At 62.9% G+C, this 26,206-nt stretch carries 22 protein-coding genes; 21 read left to right on the top strand and 1 reads right to left on the bottom strand.

The window, feature by feature from the left end:
- Positions 1-28 precede the first annotated feature (28 nt).
- From BMZ02_RS05000 to BMZ02_RS04985, 4 genes are all read left to right on the top strand, one after another.
- The gene (locus tag BMZ02_RS05000) at positions 29-1,726 is read left to right on the top strand and encodes an alpha-amylase family glycosyl hydrolase (protein ID WP_091640532.1); all 1,698 of its coding nucleotides are present in this window, start codon (positions 29-31) and stop codon (positions 1,724-1,726) included.
- On the top strand, positions 1,714-2,829 hold the full coding sequence (gene ugpC / locus BMZ02_RS04995) for a sn-glycerol-3-phosphate ABC transporter ATP-binding protein UgpC (RefSeq protein ID WP_091640530.1): 1,116 nt from the start codon (positions 1,714-1,716) through the stop codon (positions 2,827-2,829). The genes BMZ02_RS05000 and ugpC overlap by 13 nt, the downstream gene beginning before the upstream one ends.
- Before the next feature lie 251 nt (positions 2,830-3,080).
- Positions 3,081-3,779 carry a cyclase family protein gene (locus BMZ02_RS04990; RefSeq protein ID WP_216110702.1) on the top strand — a complete coding sequence of 233 codons (699 nt, stop codon included), beginning with the start codon at positions 3,081-3,083 and terminating at the stop codon, positions 3,777-3,779.
- Between the two features lie 65 nt (positions 3,780-3,844).
- Entirely contained in the window at positions 3,845-5,272 is a 1,428-nt protein-coding gene (locus tag BMZ02_RS04985; RefSeq protein ID WP_091640526.1) for an amidase, read from the top strand.
- A gap of 61 nt (positions 5,273-5,333) precedes the next feature.
- Here BMZ02_RS04985 and BMZ02_RS04980 read toward each other — a convergent pair whose 3' ends face one another.
- A complete protein-coding gene (locus BMZ02_RS04980) occupies positions 5,334-6,293 on the bottom strand; it encodes a LysR family transcriptional regulator (protein ID WP_171909816.1) in 960 nt (319 codons plus the stop codon).
- Between the two features lie 360 nt (positions 6,294-6,653).
- On the opposite strand from BMZ02_RS04980, the gene BMZ02_RS04975 reads away from it, so the two are divergent.
- The 17 genes from BMZ02_RS04975 to BMZ02_RS04895 all read left to right on the top strand — a co-directional run bounded on the left by BMZ02_RS04975 (position 6,654) and on the right by BMZ02_RS04895 (position 26,147).
- Complete coding sequence (locus BMZ02_RS04975; protein ID WP_091640522.1) at positions 6,654-7,862, top strand: ABC transporter substrate-binding protein; 1,209 nt, start codon at positions 6,654-6,656, stop codon at positions 7,860-7,862.
- A 152-nt stretch (positions 7,863-8,014) separates the two neighbouring features.
- Complete coding sequence (locus BMZ02_RS04970) at positions 8,015-8,890, top strand: branched-chain amino acid ABC transporter permease (RefSeq protein WP_091640519.1); 876 nt, start codon at positions 8,015-8,017, stop codon at positions 8,888-8,890.
- Entirely contained in the window at positions 8,887-10,728 is a 1,842-nt protein-coding gene (locus tag BMZ02_RS04965; protein ID WP_091640515.1) for a branched-chain amino acid ABC transporter ATP-binding protein/permease, read from the top strand. Before BMZ02_RS04970 ends, BMZ02_RS04965 begins: the two co-directional genes overlap by 4 nt.
- The gene (locus BMZ02_RS04960; RefSeq protein WP_091640513.1) at positions 10,725-11,501 is read left to right on the top strand and encodes an ABC transporter ATP-binding protein; all 777 of its coding nucleotides are present in this window, start codon (positions 10,725-10,727) and stop codon (positions 11,499-11,501) included. The genes BMZ02_RS04965 and BMZ02_RS04960 overlap by 4 nt, the downstream gene beginning before the upstream one ends.
- 47 nt (positions 11,502-11,548) lie before the next feature.
- Complete coding sequence (locus BMZ02_RS04955) at positions 11,549-13,627, top strand: hydantoinase/oxoprolinase family protein (RefSeq protein ID WP_091640510.1); 2,079 nt, start codon at positions 11,549-11,551, stop codon at positions 13,625-13,627.
- A 3-nt stretch (positions 13,628-13,630) separates the two neighbouring features.
- Entirely contained in the window at positions 13,631-15,433 is a 1,803-nt protein-coding gene (locus BMZ02_RS04950; protein WP_091640507.1) for a hydantoinase B/oxoprolinase family protein, read from the top strand.
- Positions 15,430-16,368: an N-carbamoyl-D-amino-acid hydrolase gene (locus tag BMZ02_RS04945; protein ID WP_091640504.1), complete on the top strand. Its 939-nt coding sequence runs from the start codon at positions 15,430-15,432 to the stop codon at positions 16,366-16,368. The genes BMZ02_RS04950 and BMZ02_RS04945 overlap by 4 nt, the downstream gene beginning before the upstream one ends.
- Positions 16,369-16,412: 44 nt before the next feature.
- Positions 16,413-17,678, top strand: a complete 1,266-nt coding sequence (locus BMZ02_RS04940; RefSeq protein ID WP_171909815.1) for a Zn-dependent hydrolase — start codon at positions 16,413-16,415, stop codon at positions 17,676-17,678.
- Positions 17,679-17,713: 35 nt separating this feature from the next.
- Complete coding sequence (locus BMZ02_RS04935) at positions 17,714-18,598, top strand: polysaccharide deacetylase family protein (RefSeq protein ID WP_091640498.1); 885 nt, start codon at positions 17,714-17,716, stop codon at positions 18,596-18,598.
- A 56-nt stretch (positions 18,599-18,654) separates the two neighbouring features.
- Positions 18,655-18,960 (top strand): hypothetical protein, encoded by a 306-nt coding sequence (locus BMZ02_RS04930; RefSeq protein ID WP_091640494.1) that lies wholly within the window; start codon positions 18,655-18,657, stop codon positions 18,958-18,960.
- Positions 18,957-19,994, top strand: coding sequence for a CobW family GTP-binding protein (locus tag BMZ02_RS04925; protein WP_091640492.1), 1,038 nt, complete (start codon positions 18,957-18,959; stop codon positions 19,992-19,994). Before BMZ02_RS04930 ends, BMZ02_RS04925 begins: the two co-directional genes overlap by 4 nt.
- Positions 19,995-20,123: 129 nt before the next feature.
- Entirely contained in the window at positions 20,124-20,597 is a 474-nt protein-coding gene (locus tag BMZ02_RS04920; protein WP_091640490.1) for a nucleoside deaminase, read from the top strand.
- Between the two features lie 17 nt (positions 20,598-20,614).
- Positions 20,615-21,754, top strand: coding sequence for an ABC transporter substrate-binding protein (locus tag BMZ02_RS04915; RefSeq protein ID WP_091640488.1), 1,140 nt, complete (start codon positions 20,615-20,617; stop codon positions 21,752-21,754).
- Positions 21,755-21,771: 17 nt separating this feature from the next.
- Positions 21,772-22,701: an ABC transporter permease gene (locus BMZ02_RS04910; RefSeq protein ID WP_171909814.1), complete on the top strand. Its 930-nt coding sequence runs from the start codon at positions 21,772-21,774 to the stop codon at positions 22,699-22,701.
- A 53-nt stretch (positions 22,702-22,754) separates the two neighbouring features.
- Complete coding sequence (locus BMZ02_RS04905) at positions 22,755-23,486, top strand: ABC transporter permease (protein ID WP_171909813.1); 732 nt, start codon at positions 22,755-22,757, stop codon at positions 23,484-23,486.
- A 31-nt stretch (positions 23,487-23,517) separates the two neighbouring features.
- Positions 23,518-24,597, top strand: coding sequence for an ABC transporter ATP-binding protein (locus BMZ02_RS04900; RefSeq protein WP_216110701.1), 1,080 nt, complete (start codon positions 23,518-23,520; stop codon positions 24,595-24,597).
- Complete coding sequence (locus BMZ02_RS04895) at positions 24,558-26,147, top strand: amidohydrolase family protein (RefSeq protein WP_216110700.1); 1,590 nt, start codon at positions 24,558-24,560, stop codon at positions 26,145-26,147. The genes BMZ02_RS04900 and BMZ02_RS04895 overlap by 40 nt, the downstream gene beginning before the upstream one ends.
- Positions 26,148-26,206: the final 59 nt, after the last annotated feature.

Below are 26,206 nucleotides of genomic sequence, written 5' to 3'. Positions count from 1 at the left end.
TCCGCTTTCAGCAACAAGGACTACGGCTATGACGCAAGCAAACCCCGTGGCGGTCGCCCCCCACGCCCACCAGGGCCTCGACTGGTGGCGCGGCGCGGTGATCTACCAGATCTACCCGCGCAGCTTCATGGACGCCAACGGCGACGGCATCGGTGATCTCCGGGGCGTGATCGACCGGCTGGACTACATCGCGTCCCTGAACGTGGAGGCAATCTGGCTGTCGCCCTTCTTCACCTCGCCCATGAAGGATTTCGGCTACGACGTGGCCGACTACTGCGACGTGGACCCCATGTTCGGCACCCTGGACGATTTCGACCGGCTGGTGGAGGAGGCCCATGCACGGGGTCTGAAGGTGACCATCGATCAGGTGCTTTCCCACACCTCCGATCAGCATCCCTGGTTCCAGGAAAGCCGGCAGGATCGCACCAACCCGAAGGCCGACTGGTACGTCTGGGCTGACGCGAAACCGGATGGCTCGCCGCCCACCAACTGGCAGTCCGTGTTTGGCGGCTCCTCCTGGCAGTGGGACACCCGCCGCTGCCAGTATTACCTGCACAATTTCCTGATCGAGCAGCCGGACCTCAACTTCCGCAACCCGGAGGTGGTCGAGGCGATTCTCGGGCAGGTGCGGTTCTGGCTTGAGCGCGGTGTGGACGGCTTCCGGCTCGACGCCATCAACTTCTGTACCCACGGCGAGCTGCGGGATAACCCGCCGGCGGAGCAGGTCCGCAACGGTGCCATCGGCGTGCGGCCTGACAACCCCTACGGCTTCCAGCAGCACCTCCACGACAAGACACAGCCGGAGAATCTGCACTTCCTGGAGCGGCTGCGGGCGTTGTTCGACGAGTACCCGGGAACGACCAGCGTCGGCGAAGTGGGCGATGACCGCTCCCTCGACGTCATGGCCGAGTACACCCGGGGCGGCAAACGGTTGCACATGTGTTACTCCTTCGATTTCATGAACGAGCGCAACGATCCGCACTACCTGTGCAGCGTGCTCCGGACCATGGAGGCCAGGATCAACGACGGCTGGCCATGCTGGGCGCTGGGCAACCACGATGTCACCCGGCTCGCGACGCGCTGGAACGCCGCGGGCAATGAGGAGAGACTGCGCCTGTACATGGCATTCCTGCTGACACAGCGCGGTAGCGTATGCATCTATCAGGGCGAGGAGCTGGGCCTGACTGAAGCGGAGCTGGGCTTTGATCAGCTGGTGGACCCGGCGGGGATCACCTTCTGGCCGGCCTACAAGGGCCGCGACGGCTGCCGGACGCCGCACCCTTGGCACGCGGATCACGATCACGGCGCCTTTTCCGATGCCCCGCCGTGGTTGCCGGTGCCGGCAAAGCACCTGGAGCGGGCCGTCAGTCGCCAGGAGCGGGACCCCGATTCCCTGCTCAATGCCTATCGGGCGTTCCTCGCGTTCCGCCGCCAGCAGCCCGAGCTGGTCAAGGGTGACGTCCACTACCATCCGGTGCGTGATGACGTCCTGTGTCTCGAGCGCTGGCATAGCCAGAGCCATCCAGGACAGCGCATTCTGGTGGCACTGAACTTCAGCGATGAGCAGCGCGAACTACCCGCGCCGAAAGCGGCGGAGCGACTCCCCGGGGCGCCCGCGCTGGTGAACGGCCGCTGGGAAGAGGGGCGTGTCGTCCTGCCCCCCTGGGGTATCGCCATTGCCCGGTGCCCGGGTGATTCGAAGGAGGAGACGCAATGGGTCATCTGAAGCTGGATGGCATCGGCAAGGACTACGGCGATGTGCAGATCTCCAGGGATATCAACCTCGACATCCAGGACGGCGAGTTCGTGGTCTTCATCGGGCCATCGGGCTGCGGCAAGTCGACGTTGCTGCGCATGATTGCGGGGCTTGAGGACATCACCACCGGCGACATGTACCTGGATGGCGGGCGCATCAATGATGATCCGCCCCAGGAGCGCGATATCGGCATGGTATTCCAGTCCTACGCCCTGTATCCGCACATGACCGTGGCCGAGAACATGGCGTTCGGGCTCAAGCTCGCGCGGCGGAAAAAGGCGGAGATCCGCGAACGGGTGCAGCGCGCCGCCGAAATCCTGCATCTCACCGAACTGCTGGATCGCAGGCCGAAGGACCTCTCTGGCGGTCAGCGCCAGCGGGTGGCCATTGGCCGCACGCTGGTGAAGGAGCCGGCGATATTCCTTTTCGACGAGCCGTTGTCCAACCTCGATGCTGCCCTGCGGGTGGAGATGCGCGTGCAACTCGCCGAGCTGCACAAGCGCCTGGGCGCCACCATGATCTACGTGACCCACGATCAGGTGGAGGCCATGACACTGGCGGACCGCATCGTGCTTCTCAGCGGCGGGCGTATTGCCCAGGTTGGCAGTCCTCTGGAGCTTTACCACTTTCCGGAATACCTGGAAGTGGCGCAGTTCATTGGCTCACCGCGGATCAACACCATCACCGTCGAGGTGCTGGACCCCGGGTCACAGACCACGGTCGTTCGGTTGCCCGGCGGTGACACCCTGAATGTCCCCGCCGATGGCTCCGGCCTGACCCGGGGCGACTCCGCCACGCTGGGGATCCGCGCCGAGGATTTCGTTGCCGGTGATCAGGCGGAGGTGGCCCTGCGTGCACGCATGATGGTCACGGAGAAGCTGGGCTACGAGACCCTGGGCCATATGCAGGCCGAGGGCGTTGACGGGACAATGACCCAGCGGCTGGACGGGCTTTCCCAGGTCCGTGAACATGACGACGTGGCGCTCGGGCTTCGCGGCGAACACTGCCATCTCTTCGGGCCCGATGGCGTGGCCTGCCGGCGGCGGGTGGCGATTCCCGGTGTGCCGCAATAGCAACGCCATGCCGAGGCGGCGCTTCTACCGGGACGTGCTATGTTGTTGATGCGGCTGCGTTCGACCGCGCGACGCGGATCACCATGCTGGCCGAATATAATCTGCGCCTATACCACCCATACGCTTTGTCTCATTGCCCACCACCCGTTTACGACGGATAGTTTCTCAAATCCGGTGGATTCGCAGTGATCGTCAGGTCGGAATCGATCTATTGATCGTGCGAATTCTTGAGTCAAAACCTGGTGGAGGCAATGATGGGTAAAAAAGTAATCGATTTGTCCTTGACGGTTGAGGACAATATGCCCTCCCACAAGCTCTTTCAGAGCCCTTTTCACATCAAGCACCTCGATCACGATTCCACGAAGTCCATGGGGCTCGGGGTTCCCGAGGACAGGATGACGTTCCAGACCAACTTCATCGGCATGCTGGATCACGTAGGCACCCACGTCGACGCCTTTCTGCACGTAAACCCCGACGGTGCCGCCATTGACGAGATGCCACTGGAGATGTTCATGGGGTCGGCGGTATGCCTTGACATGCGCCATATCCCCGACCTCGGTGACATCGACGCGGCGGAGATGGAGAAGGCGGAGAAAGCGGCGGGAGTCAAGGTCGATGGGCATATTGTTCTGCTCTGCACCGGGCTGCACGAGCGCCATTACCCGAATCAGGATGTCTGCTGGAAGAATCCGGGGCTGACGGTTGACGCCACTCACTGGCTTGCAGAACGCGGTTCGAAACTTCACGGCGTGGAAGGGCCGAGCACAGATAAGCCGACGGACAATCTTTTTGCCCAGCATCGTGCTTGCCGGGATCTGGGCGTTTCCCACTATGAATGGCTCATCAATCTGGATCAGCTCGTCGGTCAGGGCGAGTTCGATTTCTTCGGTGTTCCGATCAAGTTCAAGGGTGGTTCCGGGTCACCGGTGCGTGCTTTTGCGCTGCTTTGATACCGGCTCATTCCACGAACGATGAGTGGCTGAATATGGTTGGTGAATAACACAGGATGAACGCCATGGGGCAGGCACGGGATTTGGGTGATTCGCTGCGGTTTGCGAGCCTTCAGCAGCTTCGTGCCGCCATCATGGAGCGACGGCTGAGCCCGCTGGAGCTGGTGGACGCGACGCTGGACCTGGTTGACCGGTTCGAGCCGCAGCTCAATTGTTTCGCCTACCTGGACCGGCGGGAAGTGCGCCTCCAGGCCCGCAACATCGAGGGGCGGCTGCGGCGCGGTGATGAACTCGGTCCGCTGACCGGTATTCCGATCGCGATCAAGGACCTGATCACTGTCGCCGGCGGACCGACCCAGTTCGGCTCCAGGGTGATGCGCGGCAAGCATATCGAGCAGGACGCGCCCGTCGTCGAGAGAATCCGGGCGGCGGGCGGCATCATTCTTGGCAAGACCACCACCAGTGAGTTCGGTTGCAAGGCGGTCGGTGACAGCCCCCTGACAGGGATTACCCGCAACCCGTGGAACCTGGACAAGACGCCGGGTGGGTCAAGTTGTGGTGCGGCGGCTCTGGTGGCCGCCGGAATCACGCCGGTTGCCATCGGCACAGATGGTGGTGGATCGATTCGGATTCCGGCGTCCATGACCGGGCTGTTCGGGATCAAGGGCCAGTTTGGCCGCGTCCCCGTCTATCCCGCATCGGCGACCCCCACGCTGGCTCATGTGGGGCCTCTGAGCCGCAGGGTCACTGATGCGGCCACGGTGATGAACGTGATCGCCGGTGGCGACGAGCGCGATCCCGGCTCCGTCTGGGCGCAGCCCATGGATTACGAGCAGGCCTGTCGAAGGACTTCGGATCCGCTGCGGATTGCCTGGAGCCCCACGCTGGGTTACGGGGAGCCGACCGGCGAGACGATCGAGATCGTCCAGTCAGCGGTGACTGCCCTGCAGGACCTCGGGCATACCGTTGATCTGGTGGAGCGGGTATTCCCGGAGGACCCTGTGGACCTCTGGGTTGCCGAGTTCTACGCGGGCGTTGGCACGCGCATGGCCGATGCGTTGTCCCGGGACCGTGAAGCCATTGACCCGGAGGTAGTGGTTGAGCTGGACGCCGCGGTGGCACAGGAGATGGGTGCCTACTATCAGTCGGTGTTCCGTCGCTACGACTTCCGTGAGACGGTACGCAAGTTCTTCAACGACTACGATCTGCTGGTGACACCGACACTCCCCGTGGAGGCGTTTGACGTCGGGCTGCCCACGCCGCCGACCCACCGGCATCGCAGCATCGTGTCCTGGTCCTACTACACGTATCCCTTCAATCTCAGCGGCCATCCAGCGGCATCGGTGCCTGCCGGCTTCACCCGCGACGGTCTGCCGGTCGGCCTCCAGCTCGTTGCCCCGGCGCTCAGGGAAGACCGCCTCTTTTCGGTGGCCAGCGCCCTGGAGCAGCTACGCCCCTGGAGCCATCACTTGCCGGCGCTCCAGGCTTCGTGATGACTCACCGCGCTGGATTGCGCAGGCGCATGCGACCTGTTTGCCCGCTCTTGTGGCGGGTTCAGCGTTTCCCTGTGGATTGTGCGTCGGCGTTGACGGCAGATGGTTGTCTGTTGTTGCGGTACTGCTCCTCGATCTGCGCCACCAGCAGGTTGTAGATGGCGCGGACGCACATGTTCCGCATGGAGCTCCGCAGAGCTGCCACGTACAGCGACCAGCGAATGGGCGGTGAGTGGATCGGAACGGCCCGCAGGTGCCCGGACTCGACCAGCGAAGACACACTGGCGAAGGGGAGTATCGACGCGAAACCGTTGCGCATCAGCTCGATGATACCGGCGAACGAATCCGTTTCGTACTGTATCTTCAGTGGCGACCTCTGTTTGCGTGCAACCTGGTCGAGGTGCGCACCAAGCGTGTGCTTCATGCTCGGAAGAACAAGTGGATAATTGGACAAATCCCTGAAAGAAACAGTTTTGGTTTCTTCAGGGATTTTATCAGGGCTGGAAACAAGAAATAAATTCTCATTCAAAGCCGATGTGATGACGTGATTTTCCGGCTCAAGAGTGCTTATATCGTAAAGAGTGACAATATCGAGTGTCTGGTTTTCCAGTTCTTCCCGAAGACGCCCGGACATGGCCTCCACAACATGAATCGTGATCCGCGGAAGGTTCTCGCTGGCACTGGTCAGGAGGGGGGCAACCAGGGAGCTGGCTGCCGTTGTGGTAACACCAACCATCACCTTCCCGGAAGGGTTATTGGTGAAGTCCGAAACCAGTGAAGGCGTCTTGTCGACCTGTGACAGGATTTCGGTGAAATGGTCAAGGAGGAGCGAGCCAACATAGGTCAGGGTGACCCCCCTGGAATGGCGGTCAAGCAGCGGAAAGCCCACCTCTTCCTCGAGGCTTCTGAGACTTTGACTCAAAGCCGGCTGCGCCACGTCAAGATGCTCACCGGCCTTTGACAGGCTTCCGAGGCGGGCGATCGCCACGAAATAGCGAAGCTGTTTAATATTCAACCCCATGCCAATACCCCGCATGTCTGCGTTGGTTCGCATCGGGGCGGATATAAGCAAGATTGTGGCCAGGCCCCACTCGTGGCCGGCGGCAATCGGCTCGTTCCTCTCTGGCAGCCCGTGTTTCTTACGTAGTTCGTCACGAGGCGTCGTTCCTCGACTCACCCGTGGCCGGGGCCATGTCTGCGTCATTTTAGCGCCGGATGATCCGCCAATGCTCCAGGTTGGTGCGGTTCTCCCCCCACATCAATTTCCCATATACCACCCATACCCGGAATCCTGTTGCCGGGGTTCAAGGGGGTGCGTTTAATCAAGTCATCGTCGTTCTCTATCCGATCACGAAATAATCGATGTGTGGAGGAATGGGTTATGTCTGCAACGAAATCAGTGTCGGGAGTGGGGATTATTTTCGGTCTTGCGGTTCTTTTCGGTTCGGCTACCGCAGCTGCCCAGGAACGGGAACCCTGTATCGGAATTTCCGCAGCCACATCGGGCGCACAGGCATACGGTGGCGAAGCAATTCGAATGGGCGTGCAACTGGCAATCGAAGATATTAACGAAGCCGGGGGCGTGCTCGGCCAGGAGCTCTCCTACAACATTTACGATGAGGCGGGATCGCCTCCCCGCGGTGTCGATAACCTGCGTCGTATCGCCGAGCGGGACAACTGTATCTTCGTGTTCGGTGGCTACCATTCTACGGTGCAGCTTGCCATGGTCGATCCCATCCACCAGATCGGCATCCCCTACATGGCGGTGATCTCCGCGAACACCAACATCATCGAGAACGACGTGGACGACAGTTACATGTTCCGCGTCTCGGCCAAGGACCGCTGGGTGGCGCAATTCCTCGTGGAAGAGGGGCTGGCGCGCTCCGAAAACAACGCGGTTGCAATGATCTACGAGAACACGGGCTGGGGCGAGGGTGCATTGCCCAATGTGGAGGCGGCACTGGCCCAGCATGGCGAAGAGCTGGTGGATGCCCGGGACTTCGAGTGGGGTGATTCGGACATGACGTCACAGCTCAGTCGCATGCGGGACGCGGGCGCCGACACCCTGATCATCTGGGGGCTGGATCGTGAGGGTGATCAGATTCTGCGCTCCCTGGAACGGATCGACTGGGATCCCGTGGTACTCGGTGCCTGGGGCATCGCCGGCAACCTCGGTGACCTGGCGGGTGAGCGCGCCAATGGCGTCCTCGTGATGCAGACCTACAGCTGGATGGGCGACCTGGAGCCCCAGGCACAGGAACTCTTCCAGCGTCTGCAGGAGGAGTTCGGCATCGGGGAGCAGGGCGACATCCATATGGGGAGCGGTATTGCCAACGCCTACGATGCGGTTCACATCGTGGCCAAGGCTATCGAGGAGGCGGGCGTTTTCGAATGGGACGCCGTTCGCGATGCCATGTTCGAGGTCAGCCATGAGGGTCTGGTGACGAACTATGATCCGGCGTTCGAGGCTTACGACCCGGACAAGCACGAGGTCAAGAACGAACGTCACGATGCGATTCTCCCCGAAGCCTATCAGCTGACCGTCTGGCACAACGGCGAGCTTCTGCCGATCGAACAGACCGATTACTGATCCCTGGCCGAGGCAACTGGCCGTCCGGTGTCTGCCGGATGGCCAGTTGCCGGACGCTCCACCCCTTTTCGATCAGCCGTCGCCGCGCGTGAGGCAACAGAGGCCGGGTGCGCGGAAGGCGACGCTGCTTCCCCGACAGGGAGATTCGGTCCATGTCTTTCATTGTTCAGAACTTCTTGAGCGGTCTGGCCATGGGCGGGGTGTACGCCCTGGTTGCCCTGGGGTTCTACATCATGTGGTCCGCCGCCCGCGCTGCCAATTTCGCGCATGGCGACACGGTGATGCTCGGCGGCGTACTGGCCATAACCGCGGTGTCTTTCGGTTTCGCGCTGCCGCTGGCGATGCTGGTTGCCGTTGTCCTGTGCATCGGCTACTCGTTGATCGTGGAACGCATCGGGGTCCGCCCGTTTGCCCAGCATCACGGCTCCATTGGCTGGATTCTCTGCACGATTGCCATCGGCATCATGCTGGAGACCTTCGTCACCGTGACGTTCGGCTCCTACTCCCAGCCGCTTGCTTCGCCCGGGGTGGACACGATCGTCCGCGTGCTGGGTGCGGGCGTGTATCCGCAGCAACTCTTCATCATTGCCTTCGTCATCGTCTTCGTACTCGCACTGGAGGCGTTCTACCGCCGGACGCAGCTTGGCCGGGCCCTCAAGGCGGTTGCCTTCAACCGGGAAGCGTCGGGCCTGATGGGGATCAACGTACGGCGCATCACTGCGTTCGCCTTCGGGCTGGCAGGGCTGCTGGGCGGTCTGGCCGGCGTGCTGGTGGGGCCGATTACCAGCGTCTCCGCAACCATGGGGTTACTGCTGGGGCTGAAGGGGTTCGTCATCTTCATCATGGCGGGGCTGTCCAGTGCCTACGGCGTGGTGGCGGTAGGGCTGGCCGTCGGGGTGATCGAGCAGTTCATCCACGCCTATTCCAGTTCGACGATGCGCGAGATCGTCACGTTCAGCCTCGCCATCGCGGTCCTGCTGCTTTTCCCGCAAGGCCTGTTCGGCCGTAAAGAGGTGGCGAAAGTATGAATATCCAGTCCCGGATCATTCCTGTTCTCAGCGCCGTGCTGTTCCTGATCATCCTGATCTATCCGATGCTCACCGACAGCCAGTACATGCTGCGCGTGTTCATGGCCTTCCTGATTTACGGGATCCTCGCCATGGGGCTCAACGTGCTGGTCGGCATGACCGGTCTGATCTCGCTTGGACAGGCCGGGGTGTACGCGTTGGGCGCTTACACGGTGGCCGTTCTGGGGACCAGCTTCGGCCTGGGCATGGTGCCGTCCGTGATGATTGCCATGGCGCTGGCCGCGTTGCTCGGCGTGGTTCTGGCCTACCCCACGGTCAGGGTCACCGGTGTCTACTTCGCCGTGCTGACCATCGCCTTCGGTCTCATCGTCCAGGCAGTTCTGGTGGAATGGCGCGGCCTGACGGGGGGGAACCTTGGCCTCACAGGGATCCCGGCCGCAGACTTCTTCGGCCTGGAGTTTACCGGCAACGGGTTCTTCTACCTTGTGGCCGGGTTCTTCATCGTCGTTTTTCTGTTTCACCACAACATCATCAAGTCCCGCTACGGCCGGGCGATGCTGGCGTCGGGTCAGAGCGACGTGGCGACCCAGTGTCTCGGGATCAATACCACAATGATCCGGGTGTTTGCTTTCGTGGTCGCAGCGGTGCTGGCGACGGTCGCCGGGGCGCTCTACGCCTATCTCAATCGCTACGTGAGCCCGGACGTGTTCTCGTTCAGTGAGTCCATCAAGTTCCTGCTCATGGTGGTGCTTGGTGGGCCGGGGACCATCTTCGGGCCGATCGTCGGCGCCGGCATCCTGAACTACATCACGGAGTTCATTCAGGGACTGGATGTCTGGCAGAACTTCCTTTACGGCGCATTGCTCCTGTTCACGATGTTCGTCCTGCAGCGCGGCATCGTGGGGACAGTGGAGCACTATGGGGCGCTCTGGCTGCGCAATGGCCAGGAGGATCCGGCTGCCGCCAGCCGCAAGCCCAAGGTGGCCCTCGACGAGGGTCTGCTGACACGTACTGGCAAGGGCCACTTCGGCGAGTCCCTGAACCTCGAGGACATGACTGTCCAGTTCGGGGGGCTGAAAGCGGTGGATTCGGTCTCGGAGACCATCCAGCGCGGCACCGTCCATGCGCTGATCGGGCCCAACGGGGCTGGCAAGTCGACACTGCTGAACCTGGCCTCCGGCTTCTATCGGTCGACATCCGGTCGCGCCATTCTGTTTGGCGAGGAAATCACCAACCTGAAAAGCCACACGCTCTCGAAGCGGGGTGTCGCCCGTACCTTCCAGAACACCGAGCTGTTCGGGGAAATGACTGCGCTGGAGAACGTGCTCGTCGGCCTGCACAACCAGGCGACGGCCACGTTCCTCGAGACGTTGCTGCGTCTGCCGCGTCACTACCGGGACGAGAAGCGTTTCCGGGAAACGGCGCAACAGTTGCTCGACTACGTGGATATCGGTGCCTATGCGGAGACCAAGGCCAGCAACCTGGCGTTCGGCCATCAGCGTCGCCTGGAAATCGCTCGCGCCCTGGCAACCAATCCGGCCCTGTTACTGCTGGACGAGCCGGCGGCCGGGCTGACACAGAGCGAGATCGGTGGCCTTGTCGAGCTGATCCGCGATCTCAACGGCCGCGGCGTCACCATCATCCTCGTGGAACACCACGTGGATCTCATCATGGACGTCTCCGACAAGGTCACCGTGCTCGATCACGGACGGGTGATCGCGTCAGGCGACGTGGAGACCGTCCGCAACGACCCCGCCGTGATCGAGGCGTACTTCGGTCAGTCCAGGGACGAGCCGGATGCGTTCGATCTTTCCCAAGGCGAAGGAGAACCGACATGAGTGCGGCAAATCAGTGGCAGTCTCCCGGGGCCGGACAGGCAGGCACGCCCGCGCTGGAAGTCAGCAATCTGGAGGTTGCCTACGGTCAGGTGAAGGCGGTGAGAGGGGTGTCGCTGACCGTGGGGCAGGGTGAACTGGTGTCCCTGATCGGGAGTAACGGTGCCGGCAAGAGCTCGACCCTGAAGGCCATCGCCGGTGTGATCCGCCCCGTTGCGGGGGCCGTCAACGTGGCGGGCCAGGCCACCCAGGGCTTGCCTTCCGAGCAGATGGTCGAGCGTGGTGTGGCGCTGGTGCCCGAGGGGCGCATGATCTTTGCCGACCAGACGGTGGAGGACAATCTCTACCTGGGCGCCTACACCCGCATCAAGAAGAACGACAAGGCGGGTGTCGCCGAAGACTTCGAGAAGGTCTACCACCTGTTTCCGCGACTCCACGAGCGCCGTACCCAGGTGGCGGGAAGCCTGTCCGGCGGCGAGCAGCAGATGCTCGCCCTGGCACGGGGGCTGTTGTCCCGGCCGACGCTGCTGATGATCGACGAGATGTCCCTGGGCCTGGCCCCGCGGGTCATCGACACCCTGTTCCCGGTGATCAGCCAGCTCAACGACGAGGGGTTATCCATCCTGCTGGTGGAGCAGATGGCGCGGCTTGCTATGCAGGTCTCGTCGCGCACCTACGTCATGGAGAACGGCAGCATCTTCGCCGAAGGGCCGTCGGCCGAGCTCGCCCGGGATCCCCGGGTGATGGAGGCCTACCTGGGTAAGTCCGCCACCTGAGGGCGCTGGCGTCAACTGCTGGCCGAACCATCTGGAGATAGAGCGACATGAAACTGATTGGAGTGGATGTCGGGGGCACGTTCACCGACCTTGTCTACGTTGATACCCAGGTTGCCGAGAGCACCATCCACAAGGTGGCCACCACGCCGCATGATCCGTCGGAGGGTGTCCTGAACGGCGTTGTGGAACTGTGCAAGCGGGCCGAAGTGGATCCCGGGAGCATCGATCATGTGCTCCACGGCACCACCATCGCCACCAATGCCATCCTCGAGCACGACGGCGTGGAAGCGGGCATGATCACCAACGAGGGTTACCGGGACATCATCCAGATCGGTCGCCATCAACGCCCGCAGCACTACTCCATCATGCAGGAGGTCCCGTGGCAGGACCGGCCACTGGTCAAGCGCCGTTATCGCAAGACCGTTGCCGGGCGGGTCGCGCCGCCCTCGGGCGAGATCATGGAAGCTCTGGACGAGGAGGGTGTCCGCCGCGCTGCGCGGGAGCTCAAGGAGCGCGGCATCAACTCCATCGCCATCTGTTTCCTGTTCTCGTACCTGAATCCCGAGCAGGAGCTGCGGGCCCGGGAGCTCGTGCTCGAGGAGCACCCGGACTGCTTCGTGACGACATCGTCCTCGGTTTCACCGCAGTTCCGGGAGTTCGAGCGCTTTACCACCACCGCGATGAACGCCTTCATCGGCCCGAAGGTCAGGACCTACGTGGCGCGGCTGGAATCCGACCTGGCGGCCCACGGGCTTTCCGCCGATCTGCACATCATGTGCTCCAACGGTGGCGTAGCCACCGCTGACATGGTGGCCGCCCGGCCGGTGCTCACGCTGCTGTCAGGCCCGGCAGCGGGTGTGCTCGGCGGGGGGTGGGCCGGGGCACTGTCGGATCGGGATCACGTCATTACCTTCGATGTCGGCGGCACGTCGGCGGACATCGGCATCGTGCGTGGGGGCGTCTTCGAGGAGGCCACCGCCCGGGATACCGCCATCGCCGGGTTCCCGCTGCTGGTACCCATGATCGACATTCATACCATTGGCGCCGGCGGGGGCTCCATCGCCTACCTGGATGCCGGTGGTGCGTTCTGTGTCGGCCCGCGCAGCGCCGGAGCCCGTCCTGGCCCGGCCGCGTACGGGCACGGCGGTGACCAGCCCACGGTCACCGATGCCAACGTGGTGCTCGGGCGCCTGGACGGCGAGAACTTCCTCGGCGGCGAGATGGCCCTCGACGCGGAGGCGTCCGTGCGGGTGGTCAGCGCACTGGCGGCAGAGCTCGGGATGACGCCCGAGGCCACCGCGGATGGCGTCATGAAGATCGTCAACGCGAACATGGCCAACCTGATCCGCTCCCGGACCGTTCAGAAGGGGCTGGACCCGCGGTCGTTCAGCCTGGTGGCGTTCGGTGGTGGCGGGCCGCTCCAGGCCGTGGATGTCGCCGCCGAGCTGGGCATTCCGGAGGTCATCATTCCCCCGGCGCCCGGCATCACGTCCGCCATGGGCCTCACCACCACGGATCTCAAGTACGACGCGGTACGCACCGCCTTTGTCAGTACCCGGCGCATGGATCTCCCTGCGCTGCACCAGTCCTTCGCCAGCATGGAGAGCGAGATCGGCCGCCAGTTCGCGGCGGACGGGCTGTCGCCGGACGAGTACCGCTTCGAGCGAAGTGCCGACCTGCGCTACGTGGGCCAGGGCTACGAGCTGCGGGTCACCGTGCCCGGCGGCGCCATGGACGAGGCCGCGCTGGCGTCCATGTTCGCGGAGTTCGCGGACAAGCATCTCACCGAGTACGGGCACGTGCACGCCGAGGACCCCATCGAGATCGTCAACGTGCGTGTCACCGGGATCGGCACCATGCCGAAACTGCACGCCCCTGTGTTGAAGCCGCGGCAGTCCCTGGATGACGCATTGATCCGCCACAAGGACTGCGTGTTCCGCGTCAATGGATCGCTGGAGACGCTGTCGACTCCGCTCTACCTGCGCGACGCCTTACCGGTGGATCAGGACTTTCAGGGGCCGGCCATCATCATCCAGAAGGACACCACCTCCATCGTGCGTCCCCAGGACCGGATGACCGCCGACTCCAAGGGGAATCTCATCATCAAGCTTGGCGTTGAGGGCTGAACGATGTCAGTAGCGAACGGCGTTACCAACGAAATCGATCCGGTTACCGCAAGCGTGATCCAGGGATCGCTCCAGAACATTGCCATCGAGATGGGCTTCAAGCTGATGCGCATGTCCTACTCGTCGATCATCCGGGAGTCGGAGGACTTTGGCGCCGCGGTGCTGGACCACGAGGGCAACCAGATTGCCGAGTCCACGCAGTCCACGCCGCTCCAGTCAGGGCCGATTCCGGGGTATGTCCGCAATGCACTGGCCAATCTCGCCGAGCGTGGTCAGGAGGTGGAGCCCGGGGACGTGATCATGCACAACGATCCCTACGGCGGCGGCAGTCACGGGCCGGATGTGGCGTTCATCGTGCCGGTGTTCGTCGAGGATGCGCTGGTGGGGTTCACGGCGACGACGGCCCATCACCTGGATATCGGCGCCCTGACGCCGGGCAGCGCGGGCATTGTCGACGCCATCGATGCCTATGCCGAAGGCCTGCAGTTCAAGGCCATCAAGGTGTATGCCGCGGGCCGGAAGAACGAGGATGTGTGGCAGCTCCTGCGCGATAACGTGCGGGCACCGAAGATGGTGGTGGGGGATATGGAAGCGCAGATTGCCGCTTGCCGGATTGGAGCGCAGCGACTGCTGGATCTGATCGGGGAATACGGGTTGGCCACCGTGCAGGCGGCCAACAACGCCGTGATGGATTACGCCGAGCGGCTCATGCGGCAGGCCATCAAGGACCTGCCCGATGGCGTTTACTCCGCCGAGACCATGATCGACGGCTACCTGGACGACCCGTCCGATGCCCGCAAGAACCTGCCGATCAAGGCGACGATTACCGTCAGCGGCGACGAACTGACCGTGGATCTCACCGGAACGGCGCGCCAGGTGGATGATCGCCCCATCAACATGCCCTTCGAGGGCACCACCGATGTGGCCATCTGGCTCACCATCCGCTCCGTGCTGCTGGACACGGCCGTGCACGGCTACATTCCGCAGAACACCGGGATCACGCGCCCGATCCATATCGTCGCGCCCAAGGGCTGCCTCGCCAACCCGGAGTTCCCTGCGCCCACCATCGCCCGGCTGGGAGCCGGCAACCAGCTTTGCGACACGGTCATGCAGGCCCTTGGGCGGGCGCGCCCGGAGCAGGTCTCCGCGGGCATCGGCCATCTCAAGGTCATCGCGTTCTCCGGTCTTCAGGACGGTGAGCACTGGGTGCACATGGAGATCTTCGAGGGCAGTTACGGCGGGCGCTACGGCATGGACGGCATGGATGCCGTGGACACGCTTTTCGCCAATACGCGCAACAACCCCATCGAGGACATAGAGACGCATCTGCCGCTGCGGGTGCGGCGCTACGAGCTGCGGGAGAACGTCAATGGCGCCGGGAAGTGGCGCGGTGGTTTCGGCTCCGTGCGCGAGTTCGAGTTTCTCAGTGACGGGGGCGGCTCGGTAGAGGGCGAGGGGCACCGGTTCCGCCCCTGGGGATTCCTCGGTGGCCAGGAAGGGCAGCCGGCGGCGCTCAAGACCGTGCGTGCATCCGGCGAGGCGTTCGACCTGCCCTCCAAGGTGCCGTACCAGCCCATGTCGGCGGGTGACCGGTTCGTCGCGGTCGGGCCATCCGGAGGCGGCTACGGCCCCCCGCTGGAGCGGGATCCGGCCGATGTGCTGGACGACGTGCTGGACGAACTCATCGATGTCTCCACCGCTGAAGAGACCTACGGGGTGAGCATCCGTGATGGTCAGGTGGACCTGTCGGCCACCGAGTCCCTGCGGCAGCGCCTGCGTGCCGGAGCGGGAGGGTCGGCGTCGTGAGCCGGTACCTGGATGTGGCGGCGGCCCAGATGGGGCCGGTGGCCAGAGATGAACCCCGGTCCAGCGCCGTGCGACGCATGATCACTCTCATGCGCGAGGCGCGGGCCCGGGGGGCGGACCTGGTGGTCTACCCGGAACTGGCGCTGACCACGTTTTTCCCCCGCTGGGTGATCGATGACGAATCGGAACTGGACGCCTTCTTCGAGACGGAGATGCCGGGGCGGGAGACGGCGCCCCTGTTCGAGGAGAGCGCGCGCCTGGGTATCTCGTTCTACCTGGGATACGCCGAACTGGTCCGGGAGGGCAGCGAGAAGCGGCGCTTCAATACCTCCATCTTCGTGGACGGCACCGGGACCATCGCTGCCAAGTACCGCAAGGTGCACCTCCCCGGGCATGACGAACCCCAGGCGGGGCGGACGTTCCAGCACCTGGAGAAGCGGTACTTCCGCACCGGTGACCTGGGGTTTCCGGTCTGGCACGCGTGTGGCGGACTGATGGGCATGTGCCTGTGCAACGACCGCCGCTGGCCCGAAACCTACCGTGTCATGGGGCTGCAGGGTGTCGAGCTGATCATGCTGGGCTACAACACCCCGGTGCACCACACCGGGTACGAGGCCGTGGATGCGCTGGCGGGCTTTCACAACCACCTGTCAGTGCAGGCCGGCGCCTACCAGAACGCGACCTGGGTCGTGGCGACCGCCAAGGGCGGCACCGAAGAGGGCTCCGAGATGATCGCCCAGAGTGCGATCGTCGCGCCCTCCGGGGAGATCGTCGCCATGGCCTCCACCCGCGGGGATGAGGTGATTACGGCGCGCTGCGATCTGGACCTGGGCCGGTTCTACCGGGAGACCATTTTCGACTTCGAGCGCCACCGCGAGCCCTCGGCTTACGGGTTGATCGTGGAGCGCAAGGGCGCGCGGCCTCCCGACGCCTGAATGCCGGGGGCGTACCAGCGCCGTAACAGCCATAGGGAGCAATGATGATGTATGCCGATGCGCACAAGGCAGCCAGTCACGTGTCCGGAGAGCGTCTGTGGAACCGGCTGATGCGGCTGGCGGAAATCGGTGCCACGGCGAAAGGGGGCGTGAACCGCCAGGCCATGACGCCCGAGGACAGCCAGGCCCGGGCGCTGATGGCCGACTGGGCCCGGGGGCTGGGGTTCTCGGTGCAGCAGGACGGCATCGGTAACCTTTTCATGCGCCGTGATGGCCGGGACATCAGCCGACTGCCCATCGTCACGGGCAGCCATCTCGACAGCCAGCCGACCGGCGGGTGTTTCGACGGGGTGCTGGGAGTGGTAATGGCGCTGGAAGCCCTGGAGGCGATCCAGGAGGCGGGGATCAGGACGCACCATCCTCTGGAGATCGTCGCCTGGATGAACGAAGAGGGGTCGCGGTACGGGCCGGTATGCATGGGGTCCAGTGTTTACGTCGGCCGCATGGGTCTCGCCGAGGCCTGTGCCAGCGTCGCCAGCGACGGTGCGGTTCTGGGTGACGAGCTGCCAGCCGCGTTGGCAGCGGTGGCCCCGGCCGAGGAGCGGGACTTCGGTGCGCCCATGGCCGCCTACCTGGAATCCCACATCGAGCAGGGCCCGGTGCTCGAGGAGCAGGGCGTTCAGCTCGGCATTGTCTCGGCAATCCAGGGGATTCGCTGGTTCCGGTGCGAAGTGACCGGGGCCGAAGCCCACGCCGGCACCACGCCCCGCCGCATGCGGCGCGACGCAGGGCAGGCAGCCATGCGCATGATTGCCGCCATGGAGGAGGCGTTCACCGATGAGGGCGACGCCATCCGGTTCACCGTTGGCCAGTTTCATGTGGACCCCGGGTCACCCAACGTGGTGCCGGGGCGCGCTGCGTTCTCCATCGACCTCCGGCATCCCGACGCCGCGTTACTGGACACGTTGAGCGAGCAGGTTCACGCCATCTGCCAGGAGCACCGGGGCCCTTGCCAGGTCACCGTTGAGCAGGTCGGCGGGGTGGCACCCGTCGACCTGGCGCCCTGGATGACCGGGGTTCTCGACGACTGCGCGGCGGAACTGGACGTCACGCGCATGACCATGCCGTCCGGCGCGGTACACGACGCCTCCAACATGGCGGCGCTCTGCCCAACCGCCATGCTGTTCATTCCCTCCCGTGAAGGGATCAGCCATAACGAAGCGGAGTGGAGTGAGCCTGACGCCTGCAGGGACGGGGCGCGGCTTCTTGCGGCCAGCCTCGTCCGTATTGATGAACGGCTTAGTCAGTAACTGCTTGATCCACTAACCAGCGAGGTCACGAGACCATGGCAAAGAAAGAGATCCTGTGTGCGTTCGGCGTCGATGTGGACGCTGTCGGCGGCTGGCTCGGTTCCTACGGTGGCGAGGACTCCCCGGACGATATCTCCCGGGGCATGTTCTCCGGCGAAGTCGGATCCCTGCGGCTGCTGAAGCTGTTCGAGCGCTTCGACATGAAGACGTCCTGGTTCATTCCCGGTCACTCCATCGAGACCTTTCCCGAGCAGATGCAGCGGGTTGCCGATGCGGGGCACGAGATCGGCGTGCACGGCTACAGCCACGAGAACCCCATCGCCATGACCGAGGAGCAGGAGCGGGACGTGCTCGATCATTGCATCGAGCTGGTCACGAAACTCGCGGGAAAGCGGCCCACCGGTTACGTGGCCCCCTGGTGGGAATTCAGCAACGTGACCAACGAACTCCTGCTGGAGCGGGGCATCAAGTACGATCACAGCCTCATGCATGACGACTTCCACCCCTATTACGTGCGGGTGGGCGATTCCTGGACGAAGATCGACTACTCCAGGAACGCCAGGGACTGGATGAAGCCCCTGGAGCGCGGTGAGGAAACCGACCTCATCGAGATTCCTGCCAACTGGTATCTCGACGACCTCCCGCCCATGATGTTCATCAAGAAGGCGCCCAACAGCCACGGTTTCGTCAGCCCGCGTCACCTGGGTGAAATGTGGCAGGACCAGTTCGACTGGGTGTACCGGGAGCACGACTACGCCGTGTTCACCATGACCATCCACCCGGATGTCTCCGGGCGCCCGCAGGTGTTGATGATGCTCGAGCGGCTGATTGGCCACATGCTGGCCCATGAAGGCGTGCGTTTCTGCACCTTTGACGAAATCGCCGACGACTTCGCCCGGCGTTCTCCGCGCAAGAAATGACCCTTTGCCACACCGCCGCACCGCGGCGGTGTGGATTGCAACGGGGAGGGTGAACAATGTGTGGCCTGTGTGGTGCGCTCGGGGGAGAAGACAACTGGACCATGGGCGCTGTTGATCCCGGACGCGCGAGCCACCTGCGGCGGCAGGAACGCCGCTATCGCCTCGTCATGATCAACCGGGCGCTGGCGCCGTTTCGCGTTGTGGTGGACGACTTCCAGGGTCAGGCCTACGTCGTCCGCACCCTCACGGGGGCGCAGGAACTGGTGACGGATCTGGGTGGTATCTGGCCGGCGGCGGAGCGGCTGTCTTCCCGTGCCATCGATCCCCTGGACGAAACCTACCTGCGGAGCCTGTCCCGATGACCGGGGATGCCCGGTTCCCCGTCCACGTTGTCACAGGGTTCCTCGGTAGCGGCAAGACCACGCTGTTGCGCGCCGTTCTCGGGTCCGAGGCGTTCGGTGACACCGCGGTACTGGTGAACGAGTTCGGCGAAGTGGGGCTGGATCACCTGCTCCTGGGCGAGATCGCCGAGGACACGGTGCTGCTGGACAGCGGCTGCGTGTGCTGCACCATTCGCGGCGAGCTGTCGGAGGCGCTGCGTCGTCTGCATTCCCGGCGGACTCGTGGCGAGATCCCCCCGTTCCGGCGCATTGTGCTGGAGACCACGGGGCTGGCGGAGCCGGCGCCCATTGCGTCGACCATCGCGGCGGATCCGGTGCTGCGTCACCACGTTCGCCCCGGTACGACGGTCGCCGTGGTGGACTGCACCAATGCAGTGACAACCCATTGGCGGGAACCCATATGGGCCGAGCAGGTGGCGGCGGCGGACCGGGTCCTGCTCTCGAAGACCGATCTGGCCACCGAGGACGAGATCCAGGCTACCCGGGATACCGTAACCGGCATCAATCCCGGTGCCGAGCTGCTGGGTGCCGAGGCGCTGACAAGGCCGCCGGAGCGGTTGTTCGACGCGGGGCCGCATCTGCGCCTCGCCTCGGGGGCGGAACTCACCGACTGGCTCGGTCCCGCCGCGGCTCGTGACGGACATGCCACGCACGCTCGGGGAGCCGGTATCGCCGGAATCGAGTCGTTTGCACTCGACATGGAGGAGCCGGTGGACTGGACGGCTTTCGCAGTCTGGTTGTCGATGCTGCTCGGTCAGCACGGCGAGCGGATACTGCGGGTGAAGGGGGTGCTGCGCATCGAGGGCGCGGACTGGCCGCTGGCGATCCACGGCGTGCAGCACACCGTCTACCCACCCGTCCACCTGCAGGCGTTCGATGACTGGCAGGGAGAGTCCCGGCTGATTTTCATTACCCGCGGGTTGAGCCACGACGTGATTGCTCGCTCGCTGCGCACGTTTGTCGCACACATCGCGGATCCGCCGGGGCTGAGATAGGCCCATATTTTCCGCTTATACCTGCCATGGCCTGAGTGACCTTGCCGGCGTTGTGAGCCCGGGCCTATTTTGTACGTAATAGTTAATTCCTTGCAGATCATTAGGATCGTTGGGTTTCGGAGAGAAATAATGCAAGAGCCGGCCTACTTCATGCGGAAAGCCATTGAGCATTCCAGGAAGAAAATGAAGGAAAACGGTGCTGCTCCTTTCGCTGCTGTCGTTGTAAAAGATGGCAAGATTGTCGGGGTTGGCGTGAACGAAGTTGTCACGAAAAACGATGTCACCTCTCACGGTGAAGTGGAGGCGATTCGGGACGCGGGACGCAACCTCGACACCTGGGATCTTTCCGGCTGCGTACTCTATACGACCTGTGAGCCTTGTGAGCTCTGCGTTGCCGCCATGCACTGGGCACGAATCAGTCGTATGTATTACGCCAATACGCTTGATGACTGTGCACCAATGGGGCTTGATCTCAAAGGACTCAGGGAGACGGTTCGTCGCGACGTTAACGACCGTGATCTTCCATCCGAACAACTGCTTCATGGTGAGGCGAAGGCTGTTCTTGATGAGTGGCTGGAGTCTGATGAATTCAGACCTTTCTAACTCCGCAGGAGAGAATCATGTCCCGTATCCTTGACAAGAATGGCCGTCCAATCAGCCGTCGCCGGTTCCTTCAGGGCATGGGCGCCCTTGCCGGCTCGACCGTGTTGGCATCCTCCCCCTTTCGCACGCTGGGAGCCAGTGACCAGGTGCTCAACATTCTGACCTGGCCTGGCCATGGTGATCCCTTCGTGGTCAGGGAGTTCGAGGAGCAGTACAACTGCACCGTTCGTGCCCGCGAGTACGAGGGTGGCGAGGAAATGCTCGCCATGGTCAATCAGGCACCTCCCGGCACGTATGACGTCATCATGGCGGATGCGGAGTACATCCAGATGCTGCGGGACGGGGATTTCATCCAGCGCCTGGATCCGTCTGACTATCCCCTCGAGGACTTCTGGCCGGAGTTTCAGGAATTCGAGTCGCACTGGGCCGACGGCGACCTGTACTCCGTGATGCTCCGTTTCGGCTACATCGGAATGGCATACCGGACAGATATTTTCGACGAGGATGAAGTCACTTCCTACAGCGCCTTGTGGAGTGACAAGGCCGCCGGACGGGTCGGGTTTTTCGACTGGTATCTGCCCAGCATGGGCTGTGTGAGCCTGTACGAAGGCAACGAGGATCCGTTCGACATCGATAGTGCGGCGTTTGAAGCCCTGAAAGAGCGCCTTTTCAGCCTCGAGCCCCAGACCGCCGGTTTCCGCGGCATGTCCGGGGTGTTCTCCATGCTCACCGACGGCACCGCATCCGTGGTTCCGGGGGTGGGCGACTGGGTGGCCTTCCTGTTGCAGGAAGACGGCATCCCGGTTGCCTCCGCCGTTCCCGAAGAGGGCGGGCTCCAGTGGACGGAGTCGCTGTCCATCGCAAACGGTGCGCAGAACCCCGATCTTGCCAGGGCATTCATCCAGTACATGACGTCGCCCGAGGGTCAGGTGAAGACGGCCCGCCTGCCCGCATACGCGGCATCGATCCCGAACCGCAAAGGTTGGGAGCTGCTCAATGAAGACTACCCCGACGCAGCGAAGTCCCTCCGTCACACGTTCGATGATCGCAATGTCATCGACGAGTACCGGGACGGGCTCATCAGTCTGCGCCGTCTCCCTGCTCAGCAGAACATCGAGCTGTGGAATGACGCCTGGACCGAGTTCAAGTCACTCTGATCGGAAGGCGCCAGGCCATGAACAGAACCACGGTCGCGAAGAGCGCCAGGTTGCTTCGGCTCATTGAAGCACTTGGCGCACACAGGAGTCCGACACTGCGCTTCCGCCAGGCGCGTTTTGCGATCGCGTGGGGATTGCCGCCTGTCGCGTGGCAGGCGGCGTTTTTCGTCGGGCCTCTGCTCCTGCTGGTGTGGATCTCTTTCTGGTCGGTGGTGAACTTCCGGCTGACACCGGACTTCGTCCTGGACAACTGGCGGCACCTCCTTGGCAGCGGCTCGTTCATCAACGCCTACGCCTACAGTTTCAAGATGGCCGTGCTCACGGCCGTTACGGTCGGTGCCGTGGCGATACCCGCTGCTTACACGATCGCGTTCAAGACGTCCCCGCGCCTGCGGCTGACACTGCTGCTCCTGTTGATCGTGCCCTTCTTTACGAGCTATCCGGTGAGGATCTACTCCTGGCAATCGTTGTTGAGCCCCAATGGGTTCATCAACAGTATGCTGGACCTGGTCGCCCTTGGTCCCTATCTCTTCCTGAACAACTGGATCGGTACGCTGGTTGGCCTGGTGACACTGACCATGCCGCTAGTGGTCATCATCCAGACACTGGCGTTCTCCGCCGTGGACAGGAGTTACGTTGAAGCAGCCCACAATCTGGGCTGCGGCCGGATCAAGACGTTCTTCACGGTTCTTCTCCCTCTCGCCAGAACCGGGCTGATTCTGTCGGTTACGCTCGCGTTCGTGCTCGCATTCGGCGATTTTATTTCCCCGACCTTCCTCGGCGGCTCGCGGCCCCCAACGCTCAGTATTCTGCTGACGGATCAGGTTCAGTCGGGGAACCACTGGCCGCGGGCCGCCGTGGTCGCAGTGATCATGTTCGTGACGCTGATTACGGTCGTGCTGTCCATGCTCGCATTCGCGTACCGGAACAAGTGGAGGAGCGTGTGAGAGGCGATTCCGCGAGATCCCTGATCCTTTACGCGTATGTGGGTGTGGTGCTCATGTTCGTGTTTACCCCGATCATTGCGAACCTGGTTTTCTCGTTCAACGCCTCGAGGTTTCCAACGCTTCCGCTGGCTGGATTCACGACGCACTGGTATGAGGAGATATTCAGCGACAGGCGGCTCATTCAGGGTTTGAAAAACAGCCTTCTCGTCTCCGGAACCACGGCATTGATTGCAACGTTTCTTGGTTTCTCGGCTGCATATATCGATTACCGATACCGGTTTTTCGGGCGGACCGCCTTTCTTGCCCTGGTGACTCTTCCGCCCACAATCCCGGTCGTCATACTTGGGCTCGGGATGCTGTCGTTTCAGTCCAGCGTGGGTTTGCTTGGCACTATTCCTGGTATTGTCAGTGCACACGTTGTCTATTGTGCTCCTTTTGCGCTTGCTCTGACCCGGATGCGCCTGGCGAGCCTCGATCCTTCGATTGAGCCCGCGGCCTGGAACCTTGGGGCGACTCAGGGGAGTACGATGCTATCGATCATCATTCCCCATTGTGCTCCCGCGATCCTGGCAGCGTTTTTCCTGACGGCGGCCGTTTCCTTCGACGAGTTCATGATCGCCTATTTCATCTCAGGGTATAACCAGACGCTTCCCGTTCACGTCCTGACAATGCTGGAGGGGCAGGTGAGCCCGCGAGTCAATGCGATTGGAAGCGTCGTTTTCCTTTTCACTATCGGGATGGTCGTCCTGGCACAGGTGCTGATGGTTCGCCGACGCCACAGTTGATTGCCCGTCGTCGGAAACGAGGATGCGAGAAATGGCAGTGACAATGCTTGAACTGGAGGGTGTGGAGAAGAAATACGGCGGTGCAGCCGCCGTCGACAAGGTCTCGTTTTCCGTGAACAAGGGCGAGTTCATCGCAATTATGGGGCCATCCGGCTGCGGCAAGACGACCACCCTCAGGATGATTGCCGGGCTGGACGTCCCGGATGGCGGTGACATCCGCCTCTGGGGGCGCAGCCTGGTTGATGACGCGCCGTGGGACCGGGATGCACCACTGGTCTGGCAGAACTACGCACTGTTCCCGTTCATGTCGGTTCAGAAGAACGTGGAGTTCGGGCTGGTCCAGCGTAAACGGCCGAAAGCAGAGCGCCGCAAGAAGTCTCAGGAGTGGATGGAGAGGCTTGGCATTGGCGCTCTGGCCAATCGTGGCGTTGCCCAGTTGTCAGGCGGCCAGCGCCAGCGGGTCGCGCTCGCCCGGGCGCTGGTTACCGAGCCGGAGATGCTGCTGCTCGACGAGCCTCTGTCGGCACTGGATCAGCACTTGCGGGTTCAGATGCAGGGTGAACTGCTTCGCCTGCAGCGCGAACTGAATACGACGTTCATTCACGTGACGCACAGTCAGTCTGAATCCTTCGCCATGGCGGATCGGGTGATCGTGATGAACGGTGGCACGGTGCAACAGATCGATGCGCCGAAAGTGATCCATCAGAGGCCGGCGAACCGATTCGTGGCGGAGTTCGTGGGGGGGAAGAATATTTTCAACGGACGGCTGCAGGCGTTGAACGCCGGCACCGCACTGTTTCGCGTGGGCGAGCGCGAGTTCACGGTCTGCGGGGTTGACGGGTTCGATGCGGGCGACGACGCCTGTCTCGTGGTGGGAGCCAATCATGTTGGCATCCAGGCGGCGCCGCGCGGCCAGGGAAATGAGATGGATGTGGAAATCGAGACGGTCGAGACGTCAGGTTCCAGCGCGATCGTCCACATGCGCGCCGCAGATGGAACGGAAGTGATTGCCGAGAGTGCTGTTGGTCACCTTGACGACGCACTCGTGCAGGTAGGCGCCAGAGTGGTGGCGTGTTGGGAGCCCGACGACGGTTTTCTCGTTCCCAGATAACGTCCTTTTCGTGGAATTCGGAGATTGCAATGAGCACATTGATTCAGGGCGCGACCATTGTCGCCATGGGTGGAAATACGGGAACGGAGCCCTTTCAGGGCGATATCCTGATCGAGGGCGATAGCATCACCAAGATCGGCAAGGACATCCCGCCGTCGCCGGGCGTTGAAGTGATCGACGCGCGCGGCAAGCTCGTCATGCCCGGGCTTGTCAACGCGCACCTGCATACCGGTGAGGCGTTGTACAAGGGGCGTTACGACAACCTCCCGCTGGAACTATGGATGCTGTACTCGTATCCGGTGCTGGACGCCGAACCCCTGGGGGAGCGCCTGATCTATCTTCGCAGCATGCTGGTTGCCATGGAGGCCCTCAAGACCGGGACAACGTGCTTCACGGATGATATGTACGAATCCCCGCAGCAGAGCATGGCGCAGCTTGGTGCGGCAGTTCAGGCCTATGATGACGTGGGTATTCGCGCGACGGTCTCCGGGCATGTGGTGAACAAGAACTACCTGGATACGGTCCCGTTCGCCCGGGAGCATGTCCCTGCCGCGCTGCAGGACGAGATCGGCAAGTCAGCGCCGCCTTCAACCGAGGCTTACCTGGAATTTGCCAAGGAGGCGTACACCAGGTTCCATGACCGCTCCGGGCGCATCCGTTTCATGGTCGCGCCGTCCGCGCCACAACGGTGTACGGAGGACCTGCTGCTGGGAGCCAATGAGCTGGCGCAGCAGTGGAAGGTGCCTTTCCACACGCACATCGTCGAAACCAAGGTGCAGGGGTGTACCGGTCCGGCACTCTACGGGCGCAGCCTGATGCGGTACATGCATGATCTGGGGCTTTTGCACCCGGGCGTCACCATCGCGCATTCCATCTGGGTGAGCGACGAAGATATCGAATTGATGGGGGATGCCGGCGTCTCGATCGTGCATAACGTGATCTCCAACCAGAAACTGGGCGCCGGGATTGCACCGGTGCGCAAGCTTCTCGGGGCAGGCGTCAATGTCGGGCTGGGCACCGACGGGATCTGCTCCAACGATTCGGCGAACATGTTCGATGTGATCAAGGCGGCCGGCCTGATTCACAAGGTGACCACTCCCGAGTACGGGCGCTGGCTCAATGCCGGCGAAGTGCTGAACGCCGGCACGCTTGCCGGTGCAAAGACAGCGCGGATCGAGCACCTCACCGGTTCGATCGAGGTGGGGAAAAGGGCGGATCTCCTTTTCATTGACATGAAAACGAGCGCGTTCACCCCCTGCAACGACATTCGCAATCACCTGGTCTACTGCGAGAACGGCAGCTCGATCGAGGCGGTGATGGTCAACGGTGACATCGTGGTCCGGGACGGTAAGCTGACCAGGGTTGATGAAGCCGCGCTGCTGGAAGAGCTGCGACAGCTCATGCCGGAGTTTCTCAGCTATCACGCGAAGGTGGAGCGCAGTAATTCGCGCCTTTTTCCGTACATTGATGAAATCCACAAGAAGTGCGCTCTGATGGATATCGGCGTCAACCGGCTCGGGACCGACGACGCCTATGGAACACGCCAGTAAGCCGGACTGGAGGAGCCGGGTTGCCCACCGTGGCGTCGCTCACAGGGGGCGTCGGCGTC

Source organism: Aquisalimonas asiatica (assembly GCF_900110585.1).
Lineage (GTDB): Bacteria > Pseudomonadota > Gammaproteobacteria > Nitrococcales > Aquisalimonadaceae > Aquisalimonas > Aquisalimonas asiatica.
The sequence above is the reverse complement of the archived record's forward strand: the minus strand, read 5'-3'. Positions and strand labels throughout refer to the sequence as shown.